Below are 17,032 nucleotides of genomic sequence, written 5' to 3' on the forward strand. Positions count from 1 at the left end.
GCTCGCACCTCCCGCCAGAGGGGGGCGCGAGCCGCGCCGCCTCCATTGACTTTCGCCGGTCCCGTCGGCAACCACGTGCGCGGCCGAACCCCGAGAACCGTCCCGTCTCGGGCTGAGCCGGCCAGCGGGTCGCGCCCGCAACCTCGCCGCTCTTGCACATCTGGAATGTTACAAGCGCGACCTGCATCTGACATGTTAGATCGGTAAAGCGCTCGGCTTGCAGGCGCTTCGTGACATCGTGTCTCGCGCGATAGCTCTAGGACAACGCGGCAGGGCCGGGGTCTTGACAACTAGTATGGTAGATGGAAATCTGACGACACCATACAGGCCACATGGTGCTGGTAACTCCCAAACTGACATACCAGTTTCTACCAGCGTGCCCCCCGTACCTAGCTCATGTCTCGCCCGATGTACCGGGCGTTGGAAAGGGTCACCATGCGCACCAGGATCCCCCTCACCTCAGCCGCCACCGCCCTGACCCTCACACTCGCCGCCTGCGGTAATTCCACAGCGGCCGACAACAGCGCCGACCCGGAGAGTGGGACGCTGTCGATCGGATTCATCTCCCAGGCTCCCCGCAACGACAGCGGATTCACCCAGTACGGCCTGGCCGGAGTGAACGCGGCCATCGCCGCGCAGAAGAACCTGAAGCTCTCCTCCATCGTCGACAACGTCTCCAACTCCCAAGAGCAGATCAAGGGCTTGCAGACGCTGGCCGCCAGCAACGCGATCGTCGTGGCCGACGGGGCGTCGCTCAACAAGGCTGTGCAGGTCGTCGCGCCGAAATACCCGAAAGTCAGGTTCATCCTGGTCGCGGCGCACACCGAGTCGTTCGCCGACAACGTGACCTCGGTCGACGCCGCCGTCGGCTACGACGCCATCGTCGTCGGCGCCGTCGCGTCGGCACTGTCGAGGTCGAAGAAGCTCGGGATGATCGCGGGACTGCAGGTTCCGGCCTCCGCCAGCTGGTACTACGGCATGGTTCAAGGCGCCGGGCTCGACACGTCGGGCGCCAAGGTGACGCAGACCTACACGGGCGACTACAACGATGTCGGCAAGGCGAAGCAGGCCGCCGAAGCGATGATCGCGACCGGCGTCGACTCGATTCTGTCCGACCTGGACAGCGGCTCCCAGGGCGTCTACCAGGCGTCCGACGCCGCGACCTCGGCCGTGGACGTCTACCAGGTCTTCGGCCTGGACTGTAAGGCGGGCAAGAACATCGTCGGCTCCGGCGTGGTCAGCTGGTCGGCGATCCTGCAGGACGCGGTGACCGACGCGGCGGCCGGAAAACTTCCCGCCGGGGCGATCAGCTATGGCCTGGCCAAGGGCGCGGTCAAGTTCGAGTTCTGCCCGGGCAAGGCGACGCCCGCGGCGGAGGAGCTCGCCGACAGGGTGACCAAGCAGCTGATCAGCAACGAGATCACCCCGGCGGCCAACGTCCTGCTGCCGAAACCGTCCTACGCCTACGCGCAACGCTAGGCCGCTCGCGATGGCCAACCGAGCTCAAACCCCGGCTCTTCGCCTCAGCGGTGTCACCAAACGCTTCGGCGCCTTCACCGCGAACGAGCGCGTCGACCTCGACATCAACCGCGGCGAGATCCATGCGCTGCTCGGCGAGAACGGCGCCGGGAAAACGACCCTGATGCGCATCGTCACCGGCCTGTACCAGCCCGACGAGGGCGAGGTGCGAATGGACGGAGAAACGATCCGGTTCAGGAAGCCCGAGCACGCCCTGCGCGCCGGAATCGGCATGGTGCACCAGCACTTCACCCTCGTGCCCACGCTCACCGAGCTGCAGAACCTGGCGATGCGCCCGGCGCGCATCCCGTGGAGCAACGCGACGGCGGACGTACGCCGGCGCTCGGAAGAGATCGCGGCCACGACGGGCCTGCGGATCAACCCCGACCGCATGGTGGCCGACGCGTCCATCGGAGAGCGTCAGCGTCTGGAGATCGTCAAGCTGCTCTGCCGGGGCGCCCGGATCCTGATCTTCGACGAGCCGAGCGCCGCGTTGAGCCCCGGCGAATGGGACGAGCTGGCCGCGCTCATGCGACGGCTGGCCGCGGAGGGGCACGCCATCGTGCTCATCTCCCACAAACTCACGGAAGTGTTCGCCGTCGCCGACCGCTACACCGTCCTTCGGGCCGGAGCCGTCGTCGGCACCGGGCTCGTCACGGAGGTCACCCCGGACGAGCTCGTGACGATGATGGTGGGCGGCCCGGTCATGGAGCGGCCGGCGAGGGCGCACGTCAACCCGGGCCGGCCCGTGCTCACCGTGCGCGGGCTGGGAGTGGCGCGTGACCCACTCGACCCGAAGAGCCCGCCGGCCCTGAGCGGGATCGACCTTCAGGTCCGCGCCGGAGAGATCCTCGGCATCGCGGGCGTGGCGGGCAGCGGTCAGAACGAATTGGTCGAGGCGGTGATGGGAATCCGGCCGGCGCTCCGCGGCCGGATCGAGCTCGACGGCAAACCGTTCGAGGATCGTACGCCGAGGCGGTTCTACCAGTCCGGCGGCGCCCTCATTCCCGAAGACCGGCACCATGTCGCGATCGTCTCCGGCATGACCCTCTGGGAGAACATCACGATGCGAGCCCTGCGGCGGCCGCCACTGAGCCGCCGGGGCATCCTGAACCCCTCCGCCGCACGCGGCGAGGCGCGGCGGCTGATGGCCGAGTTCGACATCCGGGCCGACACGGAGAAGATCCCGATCGGCCGCCTGTCCGGTGGGAACCAGCAGAAGGCCGTGCTGGCGCGAGAGTTCTCCGGCCACCCGGCGCTGCTCATCGCCGTGCAGCCGGTGCGCGGCCTCGACGTCCGTGCCACCGACTTCGTCTACCGGCAGCTCAGCGAGCACCGGGCCCGGGGCGGAGCGATCCTGCTCATCTCCATGGATCTCGACGAGATCCTCGCCCTGTCCGACCGGATCGCCGTCCTGGCCCACGGGCGGATCCAGGGCGTGGTGGAGGCCGAGGACGCGACAAGAACACGTATCGGCGCCCTCATGACCTCCGCGGAGGAGGCCCCATGCTCATGAGACAGCACCTGCCGCGCGTGCTGGTCACGGTGGGAGTGATCGTCATCGCGGCGCTGATCGCCTCGTTGATCCTGCTCGCGAGCGGAGTCGCGCCGGTGGACGCCCTCTCCGCCTTCTGGGAGGGCACGTTCGGCAACGGGACGAACGCCGGGACGACCCTCACCCAGGCCGTACCGTTGCTGCTGGTCGCGCTGGGCTGGATCGTGGCCACCCGCGCCGGGCGCCTGCACGTCGGCTACCCGGGGCAGGTGATCGCCGGCGGCGCGACGGCGACGGCGATCGGCCTGAACTGCGGTGGCCTGCCCGGAGCCCTGGCCGTTCTGGTGACCGCTCTCGCCGGAATCGCCGGCGGCGCGCTGTGGGCCGGGCTGACGGCCTGGCTGTGGGCGTCGCGGGGAGTGCTGGAGATCATTTCCTCGCTGCTGCTCAACCTCGTCGCCATCCAGGTGGCCGCCTGGCTCGTCCGCGGCCCCCTGCAGGGCACAGCGAGCCAGGAGCCCCAGACGGCGAACTTCCCGCCGTCCACGATCTGGCCCAGCGTTCCCGCCATCCCAGGTCAGACCCTGTCCTTTGACGTCGTGCTGCTGCCGATCTGCGCCGTCATCGTGGTGCTGCTGCTGTCGCGGACCGTCTTCGGGTTCGGGCTGCGGGCGTCCGGCGGCAACGGAGAGGCGGCTCGCTGGTTGGGCATCGACCCCAAACGCGGCGGAGTGGTGGCCATCCTCATCTCCGGAGGCTTCGCCGGCCTGGCCGGAGCGGCCCTGCTCTTCGCCGGGACCGCTCCCTGGATGAGCGACGGCTTCGAGGCCGGGGTCGGCTTCAACGGAATCGCCGTCGCGCTGCTGGCGGGGAACTCGCCGGTCTTCGCGATCCTCACGGCCGTCGTCTTCTCGGCGTTGAACGTCGGAGGAACGGCGTTGCAGGCCACCCTGGACGTCCCGTCGTCATTGGCCGAAGTGTTGCAGGGCGCGGTGATCGTGCTCGTGCTGCTGGCCGCCGTTCTGGCCAGACGACGCAGGGAACAGGCGCCGGCGCCCCAACCGGCCGCCGCTGCGAAGAGCCTTGCGCTCGTGGGCACCGAGGAGGTGTGACATGGGGATCTTCGATGTCGCGTTTCTCGTCTCGGCGGTCACGATCGCCGCGCCGATCCTGCTCGCCGCCACCGGGGAGCTCGTCTCCGAACGCGCCGGCGTGCTGAACGTGGGGCTGGAAGGCGTCATGCTGACCGGCGCGTTCGGGGGTTACCTCGTGATGTGGGAGACCGGTTCGCTCGTCCTCGGGTTCGTCGGAGGCATGATCGCCGGCCTGCTGTTCGCCGCCGTCATGGCCCTGCTCTCGATCGAGGCGAAGGTCGACCAGATCGTGTCGGGCATCGCGCTGACCCTGCTCGGCTACGGCCTCACCGCGTTCCTCAACGAACGGTTCCTTGTCCCGGCGCGGACCTTCGATCCGCTGCCCCGGCTCGAGATCCCCGTGTTGAGTGACATTCCGGTGATCGGCCCGGCCATGTTCGACCAGGACGCGTTCATCTATGCCACGGCGATCCTGATCATCCTGGTCGCGTTCGCTCTCGGCCGTACCACCTGGGGCATCAACCTCAAGGCGGTGGGCGAAAGCCCGGTTTCGGCCGACGCGGCCGGAGTCGGCATCCGCGCTATGCGATGGGCCGCCGTGCTCTTCTCCGGCCTCTGCGCCGGGGCGGCCGGCGCCTATCTGTCCATCGGCGACGTCGGGGTGTTCCGCGAGGGCATGTCCGGCGGCCGGGGCTACCTCGCCATCGCCGCGGTGCTGTTCGGCGGCTGGCGGCTGGCGGGGCTGGGGATCGCGGCGACGATCTTCGCGGTCGCCGACGCCACCCAGCTCAGGCTGCAGGCCATCGGTGTCATCCCCCGTGAGGTGTGGGTGGCCGTGATGATCCTCGTCGTGCTCGTGATGGTGCTCGGCCGGATGCGGCGCGGCGCGGGCGCCGCGCGTCTCGCCTCCGGGCGGCTCACCGGCATCGAGGTCGCGGGGCTCGCGTCAGTCGCCATCCTCCTCGCCCTCGTCATCGTTCCCCCGTCCATCACGTTGCCGGTGCCCCTGTGGCTCGCGATGCCCTACCTCCTGGCGCTGGTCGCTCTCGGCACCGAGGGGAAGCGGCGGCACAAGGCCCCCACGGCACTGGCGGTTCCATATCTGCGAAGTGAGGTCTAGCGGCCATGATCACCGATGTACACACGCACTTCTGGATCCCGGACCATCAGCGATCACCGTGGACCGACGGCCTCGGTCGCGTCTCCACCCGCCTGGCCGCGGACTCCATTGACCGTGTGACCGTCGAGTCGTACTGGCGGCAGGTTGCCCCCGCCGAGCGGACCATCGTGTTCGGACTGCAGGCGCAGGCGTCGGGAATCATGGTTCCGAACGACGCCGTGGCCGCTTTCGTGCGCGAAGTCGGCGGCCAGACCGTGGGATTCATGTCGGTGGACCCCACGCGACACGACGCGGTGGACGAGATCGAGCGGTGTCACGCAGACCTGGGATTGTGCGGCATCAAACTCGGCCCGATCTATCAGGGCACTTCGCCGCTGAACCCGCTGACCATGCGGGTCTTCTCGGCCGCCGAGCGGCTCGGCCTGCCCGTGATGATCCACCAGGGGGCGATCTTCGCCAACGCCGGCCGGCTCGTCGACGCCAACCCGTTGCTGTTGGACGACGTCGCGATCGCGTTCCCCGAACTGCGCATGGTCATCGCCCACATGGGTCACCCGTGGGTGCACGAGACGGCGATCGTCATGCGGCGCAACCCCAATGTGTACGCCGACACCTCCGCGATCGCGAACCGGCCGACGGTCCTGGCCACCGCGCTGTCTGCGGCCAAGGAGTACGGCGTGCTCAAGAAGGTCCTCTTCGGCAGCGACTCGCCGATGGTCTCAGCCGAGAGCGCTGCCGCCGCGCTGACGCGCATCGTCTCTCGCATGCAGCACATCGCCCACACGCCCATCACCGAGGAGGAGCTGCACGCGATCATGCACCGCCCCTCCTTCGAACTGCTCGGGATTCCCGACCCCGCCGAACCCGAGCTCGTCCCTTCCGCCCGCAGAGGAACACAACCATGACCGTGAATCCGTCCGTCTTTCTCGATGCCGAGCAGGTGCTGGCAGGACCGCTTCCCGAAGAGGCGTCGATGGAGCCGATCATCGACGGAGTGCCCTTCGCGTACGAGAAGACGCTTTTCGACGGCCCTGACGGCTTCTTCGCGGTCTGGGCCTGCGACGCGGGGGTGTTTCCCCGGGTCAAGGACAAGCGCGGATCGTTCATGTACATCATCTCCGGCGAGGCCACGATCACCGACCAGGACGGCACGTCGCACGAGCTGACCGCGGGCAGCGTGCTGGTGCTGCCGTTCGGCTGGGTGGGCACGTGGCACATCCGGGAGACGATCCGCAAGGTCTATCTCCACACCAGCCCGGCTCCTCCGCTGCCGGAGGACGTCGTCCCGTCCGCGTTCATGCCCGCCGCTCAGGTGCTCGACGGGCCGCTGCCGGACGAGGTGCCGATGCAGCCGGTGACCACCGGCGCGCGCACGGCGAAGGAGGCCGTGATCTTCGACGGACCGGACGGCTGCTGCTCCGTCTGGGAGTGCGAGCCCGGCGTGTATCCGCGGGTCAAGGACAAGCGCGGATCGTTCATGTACGTCATCTCCGGCGAGGCCACGATCACCGACCAGGACGGCACGTCGCACGAGCTGACCGCGGGCAGCGTACTCGCGCTTCCCCACGGCTGGGCGGGCACCTGGGACATCCGCCGCACCATTCGCAAGGTTTACGTCCACAGCACACCCCGACAGGACACCGCATGATCAACGACGATCCCTACGCCGCAGTCACTCCCGCACCGGCGCTCGACGTGCGCAGCGATGACCTTCGCCACGGAGCGGAGATGCCGCTGATCTTCCGCGATCCGCAGATCGGCGGCGCCAACACCTCACCCCACCTGACCTGGAGCGGGTTCCCGGCGGAGACGAAGAGCTTCGCGGTCAACTGCTACGACCCTGACGCGCCGACCGGAGTCGGTTTCATGCACTGGGCGGTGGCCAACATCCCCGCCGAGGTGACGTCGTTGCCGACCGGAGCGGGGGCCCTCGGCGGGTCGCTGCCCGCCGGATCGCTGACGCTTCCGAACGATCTACGAATGCGCCAGTACATTGGGCCCAACCCGCCGCCCGGGTCCGGCCGTCACCGCTACGTCTTCATCGTCCACGCGGTCGACGTACCCCATCTGGACATCGACGCCGACCTGACTCCTGTCGTGCTCGGCTTCAACCTGCACTTTCATACTCTGGCTCGCGGCAGCCTGACCGTCTGGGCAGAAGCAGTCGACTGAACGTCTCAGCCCCGGGAGGCACTGACATGACAACACCACGGAAGCCGACCCGTCACGCCGAGGTCGCCGGGGCCGGTTTCGCCGGCCTGACCGTGAGCATCGCGCTGGCGCGGCGAGGCTGGAGCGTTCGCCTGCACGAGCAGAACGACGAGGTTCGCGACTTCGGAGCCGGCATCCTGCTGTGGCGCAACGCGATGCTCGCCCTCGAGGTCATCGGCGTCGCCGAGGCCATCCGCGACAACGGCGTGCGGCCGCATTACTACGAGACGAACCTGGACGGCGTCTCGGTCTCGGCCGAGCTGCCCGGCTACCCGTACTGGGCGATCACCCGGCCGAAGCTGCACGCCCTGCTGGCCGACGCCGCCCGGGCCGCGGGCGTCGAAATCGTCACCGGATCGCGGGCCGTCGGCGCCGACCCGGCCGGCGTGCTGATCATGGAGGACGGCGGCAGGCTGGAAGCGGATCTCGTGATCGGCGCCGACGGCGCCGGGTCAGCGGTCCGCAACTCTCTCGGCGGCCTGGCTCAGGAGCGCAAGAAGTACTCCGACGGCGTGTGCCGGGTGCTGATACCGCGCCCGGAGGAGTTCCGCGGCGAGCAGTGGGACCGCGTGGTCGACTTCTGGACACTGGGGCCGGACGCGATGCGCATCCTGTTCATCTCCACCGGGCCGGAGACGATCTACCTCGGGATGATGGCGGAGACGAGCAACGAGCGCGCCTCGCGGATCCCGATCGACGTCGAGGTGTGGTCGGAGCGCTTTCCGCAGCTGGCGCCGATCGTCGAGCTCGCCGGCAAGGCCGAGGGCGGGCGGCACGACAGCTACCAGACCACCCGCGTCACCCCGTGGTCGAGCGGGCGCGCGGTGCTCGTGGGCGACTCGGCGCACTCCATGTGCCCCGCCCTGGGCCAGGGAGCCAGCGTGGGGATCGTCAACGCCGTCGACCTGGCCCACGCCCTCGATCAGTACGACGACATCGGCCAGGCCCTCGCCGAGTGGGAGCGGCGCGAACGCCCGATGACCGACGGCGCGCAGTCGCGCAGCGGCTACATGGCCGAGACCCGCACGCTGGCCAGGGGGAACGGCTTCACTCCGGAGCTGCTGGAGACGGCGAATTTCGTCTCGGCCGCCGTCTCGCCGGAGCTGGAGGCGCTCTACCCGGTGCCCGAGGCGAACCGGTCATGGTGACCTGCCCGCCCGTCGTCCTCGGCGATGTCGAGATCACCCGCGTCCAGGAGTACGCGGGTCCCAGCCCGGCCACGCCGTCGTTCCTCTTCCCCGACAGCGACCCCGGCTACTGGGACGGCAACGCGAGCTGGCTCGACCCCGGCTTCTACGACGCGGCGAGCGGCACCCTGCGTTCGGTGCTGCACACCTGGCTCATCCGCAGCCAGGGGACGGTGATCCTCGTCGACACCGGTGCCGGCAACGGCAAGGAACGTCCGTACGCGCCTGTGTACGCGCATCACAACACCGCGTATCTGGAGAATCTCCGAGCGGCCGGAGTGACGCCGGAGGACGTCGACATCGTGATCAACACGCATCTGCACGTCGATCATGTCGGCTGGAACACCCGGCTGGCCGGGCGCGACTGGGTGCCCACGTTCCCCAACGCCCGATACCTGATACCTGAGCCGGATTTCCTCTACTGGGATCCCATTCGTATGCCCCGGCCGCCCGGCGACGGCAACCAGAACGTCTTCGAGGACAGCGTCCTGCCGGTGCGCCGGGCCGGACTGATCGACCTGTGGAACGGCGAGCACCGCATCAACTCGGAACTCGTCCTGCAGGAGGCTCCGGGTCACACGCCGGGCTCCGCCGTCCTGCGGCTGGACTCGAAAGGGGCGGGCGCGCTCTTCGTGGGCGACATTCTCCACTCACCGGTGCAGATCATCTCTCCCGACGTCAACAGCTGCTTCTGCGAGGACCCGGCCATGGCGCGAGCCACCCGCCGTCGGCTGCTCGCCGAGGCGGCGGACCGAGACCTGCTCGTCTTCCCCGGGCACTTCGGCGGCGGCTCGGCCTGCCGGGTGGATCACAGCGGTACCGACGCCTTTGTCATCCGCGACTGGGCCGACTTCGCCCGAATCTGATCGTCAACTCTCCACCAGGAGCAACCATGAACAAGGACCTCTACGACGCCGGGCTCGCCGTACGACGCCAGGTGCTCGGCGACGCCCACGTCGACGCCTCCCTCGCGGCGGCGACCGACTTCACCCGCGACATCCAGGAATACGTCACCCAGTACTGCTGGGGCGACCTGTGGAACCGGCCGGGACTCAGCCGGCAGGAACGCAGCCTCATCAACCTGGCCATGATCACCGCGCTCAACCGCTCCCACGAGTTCAAGGCGCACGTGCGCGGCGCCCTCAACAACGGCGTGTCACGCGAGAAGATCAAGGAGGTGCTGATGCAGAGCGCCTTCTACTGCGGCGGACCGGCGGCGCTGGAGGCTTTCCGCCTGGCCGCGGAGGTCTTCGAGGCGATGGACGACGAGCGGTGAGCATTGACCGCGTTGGCTTCATCGGCCTCGGGAACATGGGAGCGCCGATGGCGGGGCACCTCGCTGACGGCGGCTACCGGCTGACGGTTATGGACGCGGCATCCGCCGCGGTGGACGCCTTCGTCGCCGGAAATCCGGTGGCGGAGGCGGCGGCCGGGCCCGAGGCGTTCGCGGTGGTTCAAGCCCTGATCCTCATGCTGCCGAACTCGGCGACCGTGGAGGAAGTGCTCGAGCGAGACGGGGTGGCCGACGCCCTCCCGCCCGGGTGTCTCGTCATCGACATGAGCTCCTCCGAACCGCTGCGTACCCGAGCACTCGCCGCACGCCTGCACGCCAGAGGTCTCTCCATGCTGGACGCGCCGGTGTCCGGCGGTGTCCGAGGCGCCAAGGCGGGGACGCTCTCCGCCCTCGTTGGCGGGCCCCAGGACGAATTGGCGCGGGCGACCCCGTTGCTGCGGGCCATGGCCCGCACCATCGTCCCCGTCGGCGAGATCGGATCGGGTCACGCGGCGAAGGCGCTGAACAACCTGGTCTCGGCGGCCACCATCTCGATCACCGTCGAGGCGCTGGCCCTGGGCGAGTCCTTCGGCATCTCGCCGGAAACGATGACGCACGTACTCAACAGCTCGTCGGGCCGGAGCAACACCAGCGAGAACAAGGTGTCCCAGTTCATGACGAGCGGCAGCTTCGACTCCGGTTTCTCGCTGCGGCTGATGTCCAAGGACGTGGACATCGCGGTCGATCTGGCGCGGGCGCTGAGCCGGCCCGCCGAGATCGCCGACGGGGTGGCACGCCAGTGGCGGCGCATCGCGGGCACCGCGCCACCGCAGACCGACCACACCGAGATGTACACGCTGCTGAGCGAGGCGGGGTCCACACGATGAGCGCACCGCTGCTGCACTGGATCGACGGCAAGGCGGTGCCGTCCGCCGGTGGCGCCACGCGTGCCGGCACCAACCCGTCGACCGGCGGCCCGGGAGCCGAGGTGAGCCTGGGCACCGCCGCCGACGTGGACCTCGCCGTACGAGCCGCGCACGGTGCCGCCAAAGGCTGGCGGCACACGAACTCGCTCGACCGCGGCCGCGTCCTCGCGGCCATCAGCCGCCGGCTGCTGGCCGACCTCGACGAACTCGCCGCGATGGAGAGCGCCGACACCGGCAAGCCCCTCGCCCTGTCGACGGCCGAGATCCGCGGCGCCGCCGAGTATTTCGAGTTCTACGCCGCCCTGGTCAACCTGCCGGTCGGTGAGGTCCTCGACATCCAGCCGAACCTGCACGTGTACACGCTGCGGGAACCGCTAGGCGTGGTGGGCGTGATCACCCCCTGGAACCTGCCGCTCAACCAGGCGGCCCGCGCCTGCGCACCCGCGCTGGCCGCCGGCAACACCATCGTGGCCAAACCCGCGGAGTCGACCTCACGCACCACCGTCGCCCTGGCGCGGATCGGCAGTGAAGAGGGGCTGCCGCCGGGAGTGTTCAACGTGGTGCTCGGCCAGGGCAGCGAGGTGGGCACCGCGATCGTGCGGCACCCGCTGGTGCGCAAGGTCGCGTTCACGGGTTCGGTGCCGGTCGGGCAGGAGATCGGCCGTATCGCCGCCGATCGCATTCTCCCGCTGACCCTGGAACTCGGCGGCAAGTCGGCGAACATCGTCTTCGCCGACGCCGACCTGGAGTTCGCCGCGTCCGAGGCGGTACGGGCGTTCACCACCAACGCCGGTCAAGTCTGCTCCTCGGGCACACGCCTGCTCGTCCAGCGCGAGATCCAGGAGCGGTTCACCGCGGCCGTGGTGGCCGCTACCAGGAAGCTGCGCCCAGGCCACGAGGTGGGCCCAATGATCACCCGCGGACAGTGGGAGACCGTGCAGAGGTACTTCCGGATCGCGGCCGAGGAGGGCGCCGTCGCGGAGGTCGGCGGCGGGGTGCCCCTCGACTCCGAGCTCGCCGCAGGGTTCTACGTCGAGCCCACCGTCTACTCCGGCGTGACCAACGACATGCGCATCGCCCGCGAGGAGATCTTCGGCCCGGTCGTCGTCATCATCCCGTTCGAGACGGAGGACGAGGCGGTCGCCCTGGCCAACGATTCGGACTTCGGTCTCGTGGGCGGCGTGTTCACCTCGGACATGTCCCGGGCCATCCGGGTGGCGGAGTCGATCGAAGCCGGACAGGTGTACATCAACTCGTGGTCGACCCAGTCGGTGCAGATGCCTTTCGGCGGCCACAAGCACAGCGGCTACGGGCGTGAGAAGGGCATCGAAGCCCTCAACCACTACTCCCACATCAAGAGCATCAGCATGCGCCTGACGGGCCGATAGGCCCGCGGTCCCCCCATCCGGCGCTCCATGAGGAAGGCACAGACATGACCGACGGGCAGTTCGCCCCCACCGTTCACGACGACATCGAGCTGGCGCGGAAGATGCTCATCGGCGGCGAATGGGTCGGCGCGATCAGTGGCAAGACATTCCCGGTGTACGACCCGGCCGACGGGCGGGTGATCGTCGAGGTGCCGGCCGGTGACGCGGCGGACGTCGATCGCGCGGTGGCGGCGGCACGCGCCGCGTTCGCGCCGGGCGGGCCGTGGCGCTCGATGACACCGCAGGCACGAGGGAAGCTGATCTGGAAGCTGGCCGACCTCGTTGAGCAGAACGCCGAACGGCTGTCGATGCTCGACTCGATCGACAGCGGCAAGCCGATCAACGAGATGAGATTCTTCGACGTCCCGTTCTCGGTCGACGTCCTGCGCTACTACGCCGGCTGGCCAACGAAGATCACGGGTGACACCATCCCCATCTCCTACCCGGCCGCTTCCGGTGGCCGCTTCCACGCGTACACGCTCAAAGAACCTGTCGGTGTCGTCGGCGCGATCGTGCCCTGGAACCTGCCCTTGCTCATGGCGATCAAGAAGCTGGCGCCGGCCCTGGCGACCGGCTGCACCGTCGTCATCAAGCCCGCCAAGCAGACGCCGATCTCCATCGCGCTGCTGGCCTGGCGATGCGAGGGGTCGTTCACATTGAACATCGCCGTTATAGGCTCGAACATCACGGGCCTGAAGCGGACGAGGATCCGGCCGCCTACCGCATAGGTGACCGAATTATTCCCATCGATATCCCAGAACACGGTGAGCACTCGTCGAGAATTCTGACTCAGCGCGATTATCTGGGCGGTCAAGGAGAATCCGGATGCCGTTAGTTCGAGGATCTCCGTCCAGCCGTTACGGGAGGCGCGACGATCGCGGCATGCCCTTCCTCATCGTCATCCGTTGGGACCGCCCGAAGCGGGGATACTAAGGTCGTCACGTCTATGTCATCGCACCAGGTAAGACAGAATGGCCAGGGAAGGTCAGTGGCGAAGTCCACGGAAACTCTCGTTCTCGTCCGACAAGTTTAGAGGAGCCTGCGTGGGAGCCGGACTGCGGCTCCCACGCAGGCGTTTGCATTAGGCAGGCCCTCGCCTTGTGCACGCTCAGTCGAGGGGAGGTGTCGCAGCCGACCACCGGCGGTTCGTCGCCGTGTAATTCCATTGTGTCATCGGCGAGGTAGCTAGATATCTCAACATGGGGACGAATCTTGCAGTAATCCCTTTTTGTGGAGTCTACCTCGGCGGAATGGAGCACAAACAGCGCGGTAGGATTACTCGTCCAGGAGGAGAGGGGTGTCTGTACGGCTGGTATCTGTCTTTGCCGTGCAGCCCGCCCCCTCCCATTTGACGAACGTTCGCAGCCTGACATGCGCGGGAGCATTGACACTCGTCAGTCCGGTGATCTTTGTTTGGACTTCGATTGGCCGAGGCTTGACCGGTGCAGTGACCGTTCGGAAAGATCGAGGCCCCTCGAGGCCGCTTTCCAGTGTGTTCTCGTGGTCGTCGGGTGAATCTAACTTGGTACGGGAGGCCCTTAGCGATCATGGTGATGCCCATACCGCGCCCATGAGCAACCACCGAGCAACCACTTGTGATTTCACCTCGGCGCGGAGGCCCCAAACCGGGAGGAATCGCCGGTCAAATGGGGTCAAAGGTGGTGGGGTGCCAGGGATTCGAACCCTGAACCTACGGATTAAGCGCGCCCTTGACCCTGAATTTCTACGCCGAACGTTCCTCCCACGGATTCTCCATGCGGGCACCTGTTCGGGCCAGATGTTTGGTGTTGCGGGTGGCCAGCGTCCAGTTGTTGGCCACGGCGGTCGCGCCGATCAGGGCGTCGGGCGGGTCGATGCTTGTCCCGGCGCTCTTGAGCGTCTTATGGATGGCCAGGTACGCCCCTGCCTCCCGCTCGCCGATCAGGGCGATCCGGCCCTGATAGTCGATCCGGATCTGGGCCAGCGCCTGGCCGTACCGCGCCTTGCGCTGAGGATCAGCGACGGCTGCGACACCTGCTTCGATCTCGGCGACGGTGAGGACGCTCAGGTAAAGATTCGGCGTGGGGATCGCTCCGAACAGGCGATGACGTTCGGATCAGGTTTCGGCCTGGTCGTGAGCTCGGCTACCACGTTGGTGTCGAGGAGGTAGATCACTCGCTCTCCGGTCGCTCATCGTAGGAGCGGCCCCCGAAATCCAGGTCCTCGAACGGAGCCGAGAGGAGGAACTCCTCGAAGCCGTCGTTGGCGAGCGTGGCCCAGCGGGTGAGCATCGATTCCAGCTCGGAAATGTCGGTCTCGGCGAGTTCGGCGTCGAAGTGGACGAGCTGGTCGCCGGGCAAGGACGCGCGGATCTCTCGGATCGTCCGCAACGGGTGCGCGTCATCCGAACGAACAGGAGGCGACATGCCGTACGTTGCGCTCATCGTCACTCCTTCCTCTCACCTGGAGTTTACGCGTCCATGTTCGTGTGAGGCTTCGAGAACACGAATCATCTCCGGCGTCGAATCCCTTTGGTGTGGATCGGGTGCCCAGGGCGTTGAGCGGCTGGTCCGGGGGCGTCTGGGGTCATCTTTTGTGATCTTGTCCACAGTGTACGCCGTCGCCTCAAGCAGTACATCCTGGCCGTCATCGAGCACGTAAGCAGACGCGTCCGCGTACTCGGCACCACCGCGCACCCGACCGCGTGCTGGGTCGTACAAGTCGTCAAGAACCTGATGATGGATCTGGAGGACGCCGGCTGCCGGGTCCGCTGTCTGATCCGCGAGCGGGATGGGAAGTTCCCGGCGCTCATGGACGAGATCCTCGCCGAGGTCGGCATCCAGGACCGTGCTCACCCGAATCCGGATGCCACGAATGAACGCGATCATGGAACGGTGGGTTCAGTCCTGCCGTCGCGAGCTTCTCGACCGCTGCCTGCTCTGGAACGAACGCCACCTGCGGCAAGCCCTCCGCGAGTACGAACAGTTTTACAACCGGCGCCGAGCCCATCAAACACTGGCCGAGGCCGCCCTGCTGCGCACAGTCCCGGATCCGATCACTGATCCAGAGCGCATCGCCGACTTGAACATACGCCGGCGAGCCCGGCTCGGCGGAGTCCTCCACGAATACTCACATACCGTTCGAACTGCATGGATGGCATTTTCGGCAGGCGCAGAGTACCTATAGTGGGACGAATCGCAGGTCAAATGGGGTCAAAGGTGGTGGGGCGCCAGGGATTCGAACCCTGAACCTACGGATTAAAAGTACAATTTTTTGTGCCGCGCTATATCGCGGTCTATCCATTTCTATCATTCCGTCTGAATTTGCTGCTGTCGAAATGCCCGATGATGGTGCACGACGTTGTCCCGTATCGCATGCCCATGAGCAACCGCTGAGCAACCATCAGCCACCCACGCCCGGCTTTACTGAAACGGGATTGTACACCTGTCGGTAAGGCGTGACTTACGATATCCATGAGAATCTGATCGGCTAACCGGCATATCCTAGACGTCCGAAGGGTCCGACGGCGCTCGCGCGTTGATCAAATCAGCCGGTGGGTGGCATCGTCGGCTTCAGCCCTGAGCCAGTCAAGGAATGCTTCGATCTCATCTTCCAACTCCTGCTTGTCGTTGTCTGGATCGTCATCGTCAACGAGATCGTCGAGGCTGTATTCGCGGTAGATCAAGCAGCACGCGCGTATTCCTGTGAGCAGGTCTTCGAGAAGGTTTGCCGCCGGGCGTGTCGGATCGAGCGTGGTGATTCGCAGGCCGAGGGAGTCAGGGCTCAGACGGGGGTCGCGATCCTTCCAGGTTTCGATCAGTTCCTCGGTGGCCGTGATGCGCTGCTTCAAAGTTGCGAGGCTGCTGGTCTCGCCTTCGGCGACGCGGAGAGCTTCGCGGATGAGCGTCATCGCGGCTTGGCGCGGTGGGGCGCCTAGTTCCATTAGCTTCAAGATCTGTGAAAGAGTCCCCTGTGGCAGGGCCTCGATGTCGTCGGCCTTGGCCACAATTTGTGTCGGGGCGAGCCCAGTGTGTTCGCTTGTGATGTCGGCGGCCGCCTGCAGCCAATGCGCGGCGGCGATGGCCGCCGCAGCGGGATCCAACTCGGTGAACAGACGGTCGGAGCCGAAGGGATTCTTGCGGAGAAGGACGTTGGCCTGGGCCACCTGGACGGGGGAGGCATCTTCTCGGCTCAGTATCACGGCCTGACGCGCCCGGCCTGACAGGTCCCCCAGTTCGGCTCGCTCGGCAGCGGCAAGTTCTGCGGTCACGTCCGTGACGACCTCGGCGGTGAGCTTGTCGTCGTTGATGGTGTGCAGTGCCCGGCCAACTCGGTGGGCGCACTCTTCCACGTGGATGTAGGACTGGATGATCGAGTTTTGGGTGGACAGATTCGGGCTGCTCAAAGCCGGAAGGACCGTTGCGAAGGCATCGCGCTCGCCTTGCCGGCGCCAGCCCTCGGAGTTGACGTCGAGAGTGTCGGCTGCGCTGGCGGGGTGGGTGTAACAGCGCCAGCAGGCAAGCGAAAGTTCAGACAACGCCTTCGCCAGGCGCAGAGCATGGTCCGCTGGGATGTCGGTAGATAGCTGCGCGACCGTGATGGCCGTGTCCCCGATGCCGGCGCTCCAGGTGGCGATGAGTGCGTTGCGGGATTGATCGATGGCGTACCGGGTCATCCTGGCATGCCCCCTTGAGTTTGGATTGCGGCGTGGGTTGGTTCCGCTTAGCGGGCCTCATTACCGACAGTGAGGCATCCTACACAGGCCCGGTCATTTAATGAGGGCCGGATCTGGCCGGGATCAT

The 17,032-nt window shown here is 67.1% G+C and carries 18 protein-coding genes; 14 read left to right on the forward strand and 4 right to left on the reverse strand.

Annotation, left to right across the window (positions count from 1 at the left end):
- Positions 1 to 435 precede the first annotated feature (435 nt).
- From Amac_RS00895 to Amac_RS00955, 13 genes are read left to right on the forward strand one after another with little or no spacing between them, the layout of a single operon-like run.
- Positions 436 to 1,479, forward strand: a complete 1,044-nt coding sequence (locus Amac_RS00895; protein WP_170322245.1) for a BMP family lipoprotein — start codon at positions 436 to 438, stop codon at positions 1,477 to 1,479.
- 10 nt (positions 1,480 to 1,489) lie between these two features.
- Positions 1,490 to 3,034, forward strand: a complete 1,545-nt coding sequence (locus Amac_RS00900; protein WP_155352323.1) for an ABC transporter ATP-binding protein — start codon at positions 1,490 to 1,492, stop codon at positions 3,032 to 3,034.
- Positions 3,025 to 4,125 (forward strand): ABC transporter permease, encoded by a 1,101-nt coding sequence (locus tag Amac_RS00905; protein ID WP_155352324.1) that lies wholly within the window; start codon positions 3,025 to 3,027, stop codon positions 4,123 to 4,125. Before Amac_RS00900 ends, Amac_RS00905 begins: the two co-directional genes overlap by 10 nt.
- Position 4,126: 1 nt before the next feature.
- Positions 4,127 to 5,227 carry an ABC transporter permease gene (locus tag Amac_RS00910; RefSeq protein ID WP_155352325.1) on the forward strand — a complete coding sequence of 367 codons (1,101 nt, stop codon included), beginning with the start codon at positions 4,127 to 4,129 and terminating at the stop codon, positions 5,225 to 5,227.
- A 5-nt stretch (positions 5,228 to 5,232) separates the two neighbouring features.
- Positions 5,233 to 6,132: an amidohydrolase family protein gene (locus tag Amac_RS00915; RefSeq protein ID WP_155352326.1), complete on the forward strand. Its 900-nt coding sequence runs from the start codon at positions 5,233 to 5,235 to the stop codon at positions 6,130 to 6,132.
- A complete protein-coding gene (locus Amac_RS00920; protein WP_155352327.1) occupies positions 6,129 to 6,875 on the forward strand; it encodes a cupin domain-containing protein in 747 nt (248 codons plus the stop codon). The genes Amac_RS00915 and Amac_RS00920 overlap by 4 nt, the downstream gene beginning before the upstream one ends.
- Positions 6,872 to 7,399 carry a YbhB/YbcL family Raf kinase inhibitor-like protein gene (locus Amac_RS00925; RefSeq protein ID WP_155352328.1) on the forward strand — a complete coding sequence of 176 codons (528 nt, stop codon included), beginning with the start codon at positions 6,872 to 6,874 and terminating at the stop codon, positions 7,397 to 7,399. The genes Amac_RS00920 and Amac_RS00925 overlap by 4 nt, the downstream gene beginning before the upstream one ends.
- Before the next feature lie 26 nt (positions 7,400 to 7,425).
- Complete coding sequence (locus Amac_RS00930) at positions 7,426 to 8,586, forward strand: FAD-dependent oxidoreductase (protein WP_155352329.1); 1,161 nt, start codon at positions 7,426 to 7,428, stop codon at positions 8,584 to 8,586.
- Positions 8,580 to 9,491 carry an MBL fold metallo-hydrolase gene (locus Amac_RS00935; RefSeq protein ID WP_155352330.1) on the forward strand — a complete coding sequence of 304 codons (912 nt, stop codon included), beginning with the start codon at positions 8,580 to 8,582 and terminating at the stop codon, positions 9,489 to 9,491. Before Amac_RS00930 ends, Amac_RS00935 begins: the two co-directional genes overlap by 7 nt.
- A 26-nt stretch (positions 9,492 to 9,517) precedes the next feature.
- Positions 9,518 to 9,901 carry a 4-carboxymuconolactone decarboxylase gene (gene pcaC, locus Amac_RS00940; protein ID WP_155352331.1) on the forward strand — a complete coding sequence of 128 codons (384 nt, stop codon included), beginning with the start codon at positions 9,518 to 9,520 and terminating at the stop codon, positions 9,899 to 9,901.
- Positions 9,898 to 10,785, forward strand: a complete 888-nt coding sequence (locus Amac_RS00945; protein ID WP_155352332.1) for an NAD(P)-dependent oxidoreductase — start codon at positions 9,898 to 9,900, stop codon at positions 10,783 to 10,785. Before pcaC ends, Amac_RS00945 begins: the two co-directional genes overlap by 4 nt.
- Positions 10,782 to 12,212, forward strand: a complete 1,431-nt coding sequence (locus Amac_RS00950) for an aldehyde dehydrogenase family protein (protein WP_155352333.1) — start codon at positions 10,782 to 10,784, stop codon at positions 12,210 to 12,212. The genes Amac_RS00945 and Amac_RS00950 overlap by 4 nt, the downstream gene beginning before the upstream one ends.
- 44 nt (positions 12,213 to 12,256) lie before the next feature.
- Positions 12,257 to 12,979, forward strand: a complete 723-nt coding sequence (locus Amac_RS00955; RefSeq protein ID WP_155352334.1) for an aldehyde dehydrogenase family protein — start codon at positions 12,257 to 12,259, stop codon at positions 12,977 to 12,979.
- Between the two features lie 995 nt (positions 12,980 to 13,974).
- Here the strand turns inward: Amac_RS00955 and Amac_RS57800 are convergent.
- The 3 genes from Amac_RS57800 to Amac_RS54655 form a co-directional block, all read right to left on the reverse strand.
- Complete coding sequence (locus tag Amac_RS57800; protein WP_218040827.1) at positions 13,975 to 14,331, reverse strand: PIN domain-containing protein; 357 nt, start codon at positions 14,329 to 14,331, stop codon at positions 13,975 to 13,977.
- Positions 14,332 to 14,401: 70 nt separating this feature from the next.
- Complete coding sequence (locus Amac_RS00965) at positions 14,402 to 14,674, reverse strand: hypothetical protein (protein ID WP_218040808.1); 273 nt, start codon at positions 14,672 to 14,674, stop codon at positions 14,402 to 14,404.
- A gap of 15 nt (positions 14,675 to 14,689) precedes the next feature.
- Positions 14,690 to 15,118: a hypothetical protein gene (locus Amac_RS54655; RefSeq protein WP_218040809.1), complete on the reverse strand. Its 429-nt coding sequence runs from the start codon at positions 15,116 to 15,118 to the stop codon at positions 14,690 to 14,692.
- Between Amac_RS54655 and Amac_RS57805 the strand changes: the two genes are divergently transcribed.
- The gene (locus Amac_RS57805; protein WP_373869793.1) at positions 15,117 to 15,416 is read left to right on the forward strand and encodes a hypothetical protein; all 300 of its coding nucleotides are present in this window, start codon (positions 15,117 to 15,119) and stop codon (positions 15,414 to 15,416) included. The genes Amac_RS54655 and Amac_RS57805 overlap by 2 nt on opposite strands.
- A gap of 355 nt (positions 15,417 to 15,771) precedes the next feature.
- Here Amac_RS57805 and Amac_RS00975 read toward each other — a convergent pair whose 3' ends face one another.
- Entirely contained in the window at positions 15,772 to 16,905 is a 1,134-nt protein-coding gene (locus Amac_RS00975; protein ID WP_218040811.1) for a hypothetical protein, read from the reverse strand.
- Positions 16,906 to 17,032: the final 127 nt, after the last annotated feature.

Source organism: Acrocarpospora macrocephala, from assembly GCF_009687865.1.
Taxonomy (GTDB): Bacteria; Actinomycetota; Actinomycetes; order Streptosporangiales; family Streptosporangiaceae; genus Acrocarpospora; species Acrocarpospora macrocephala.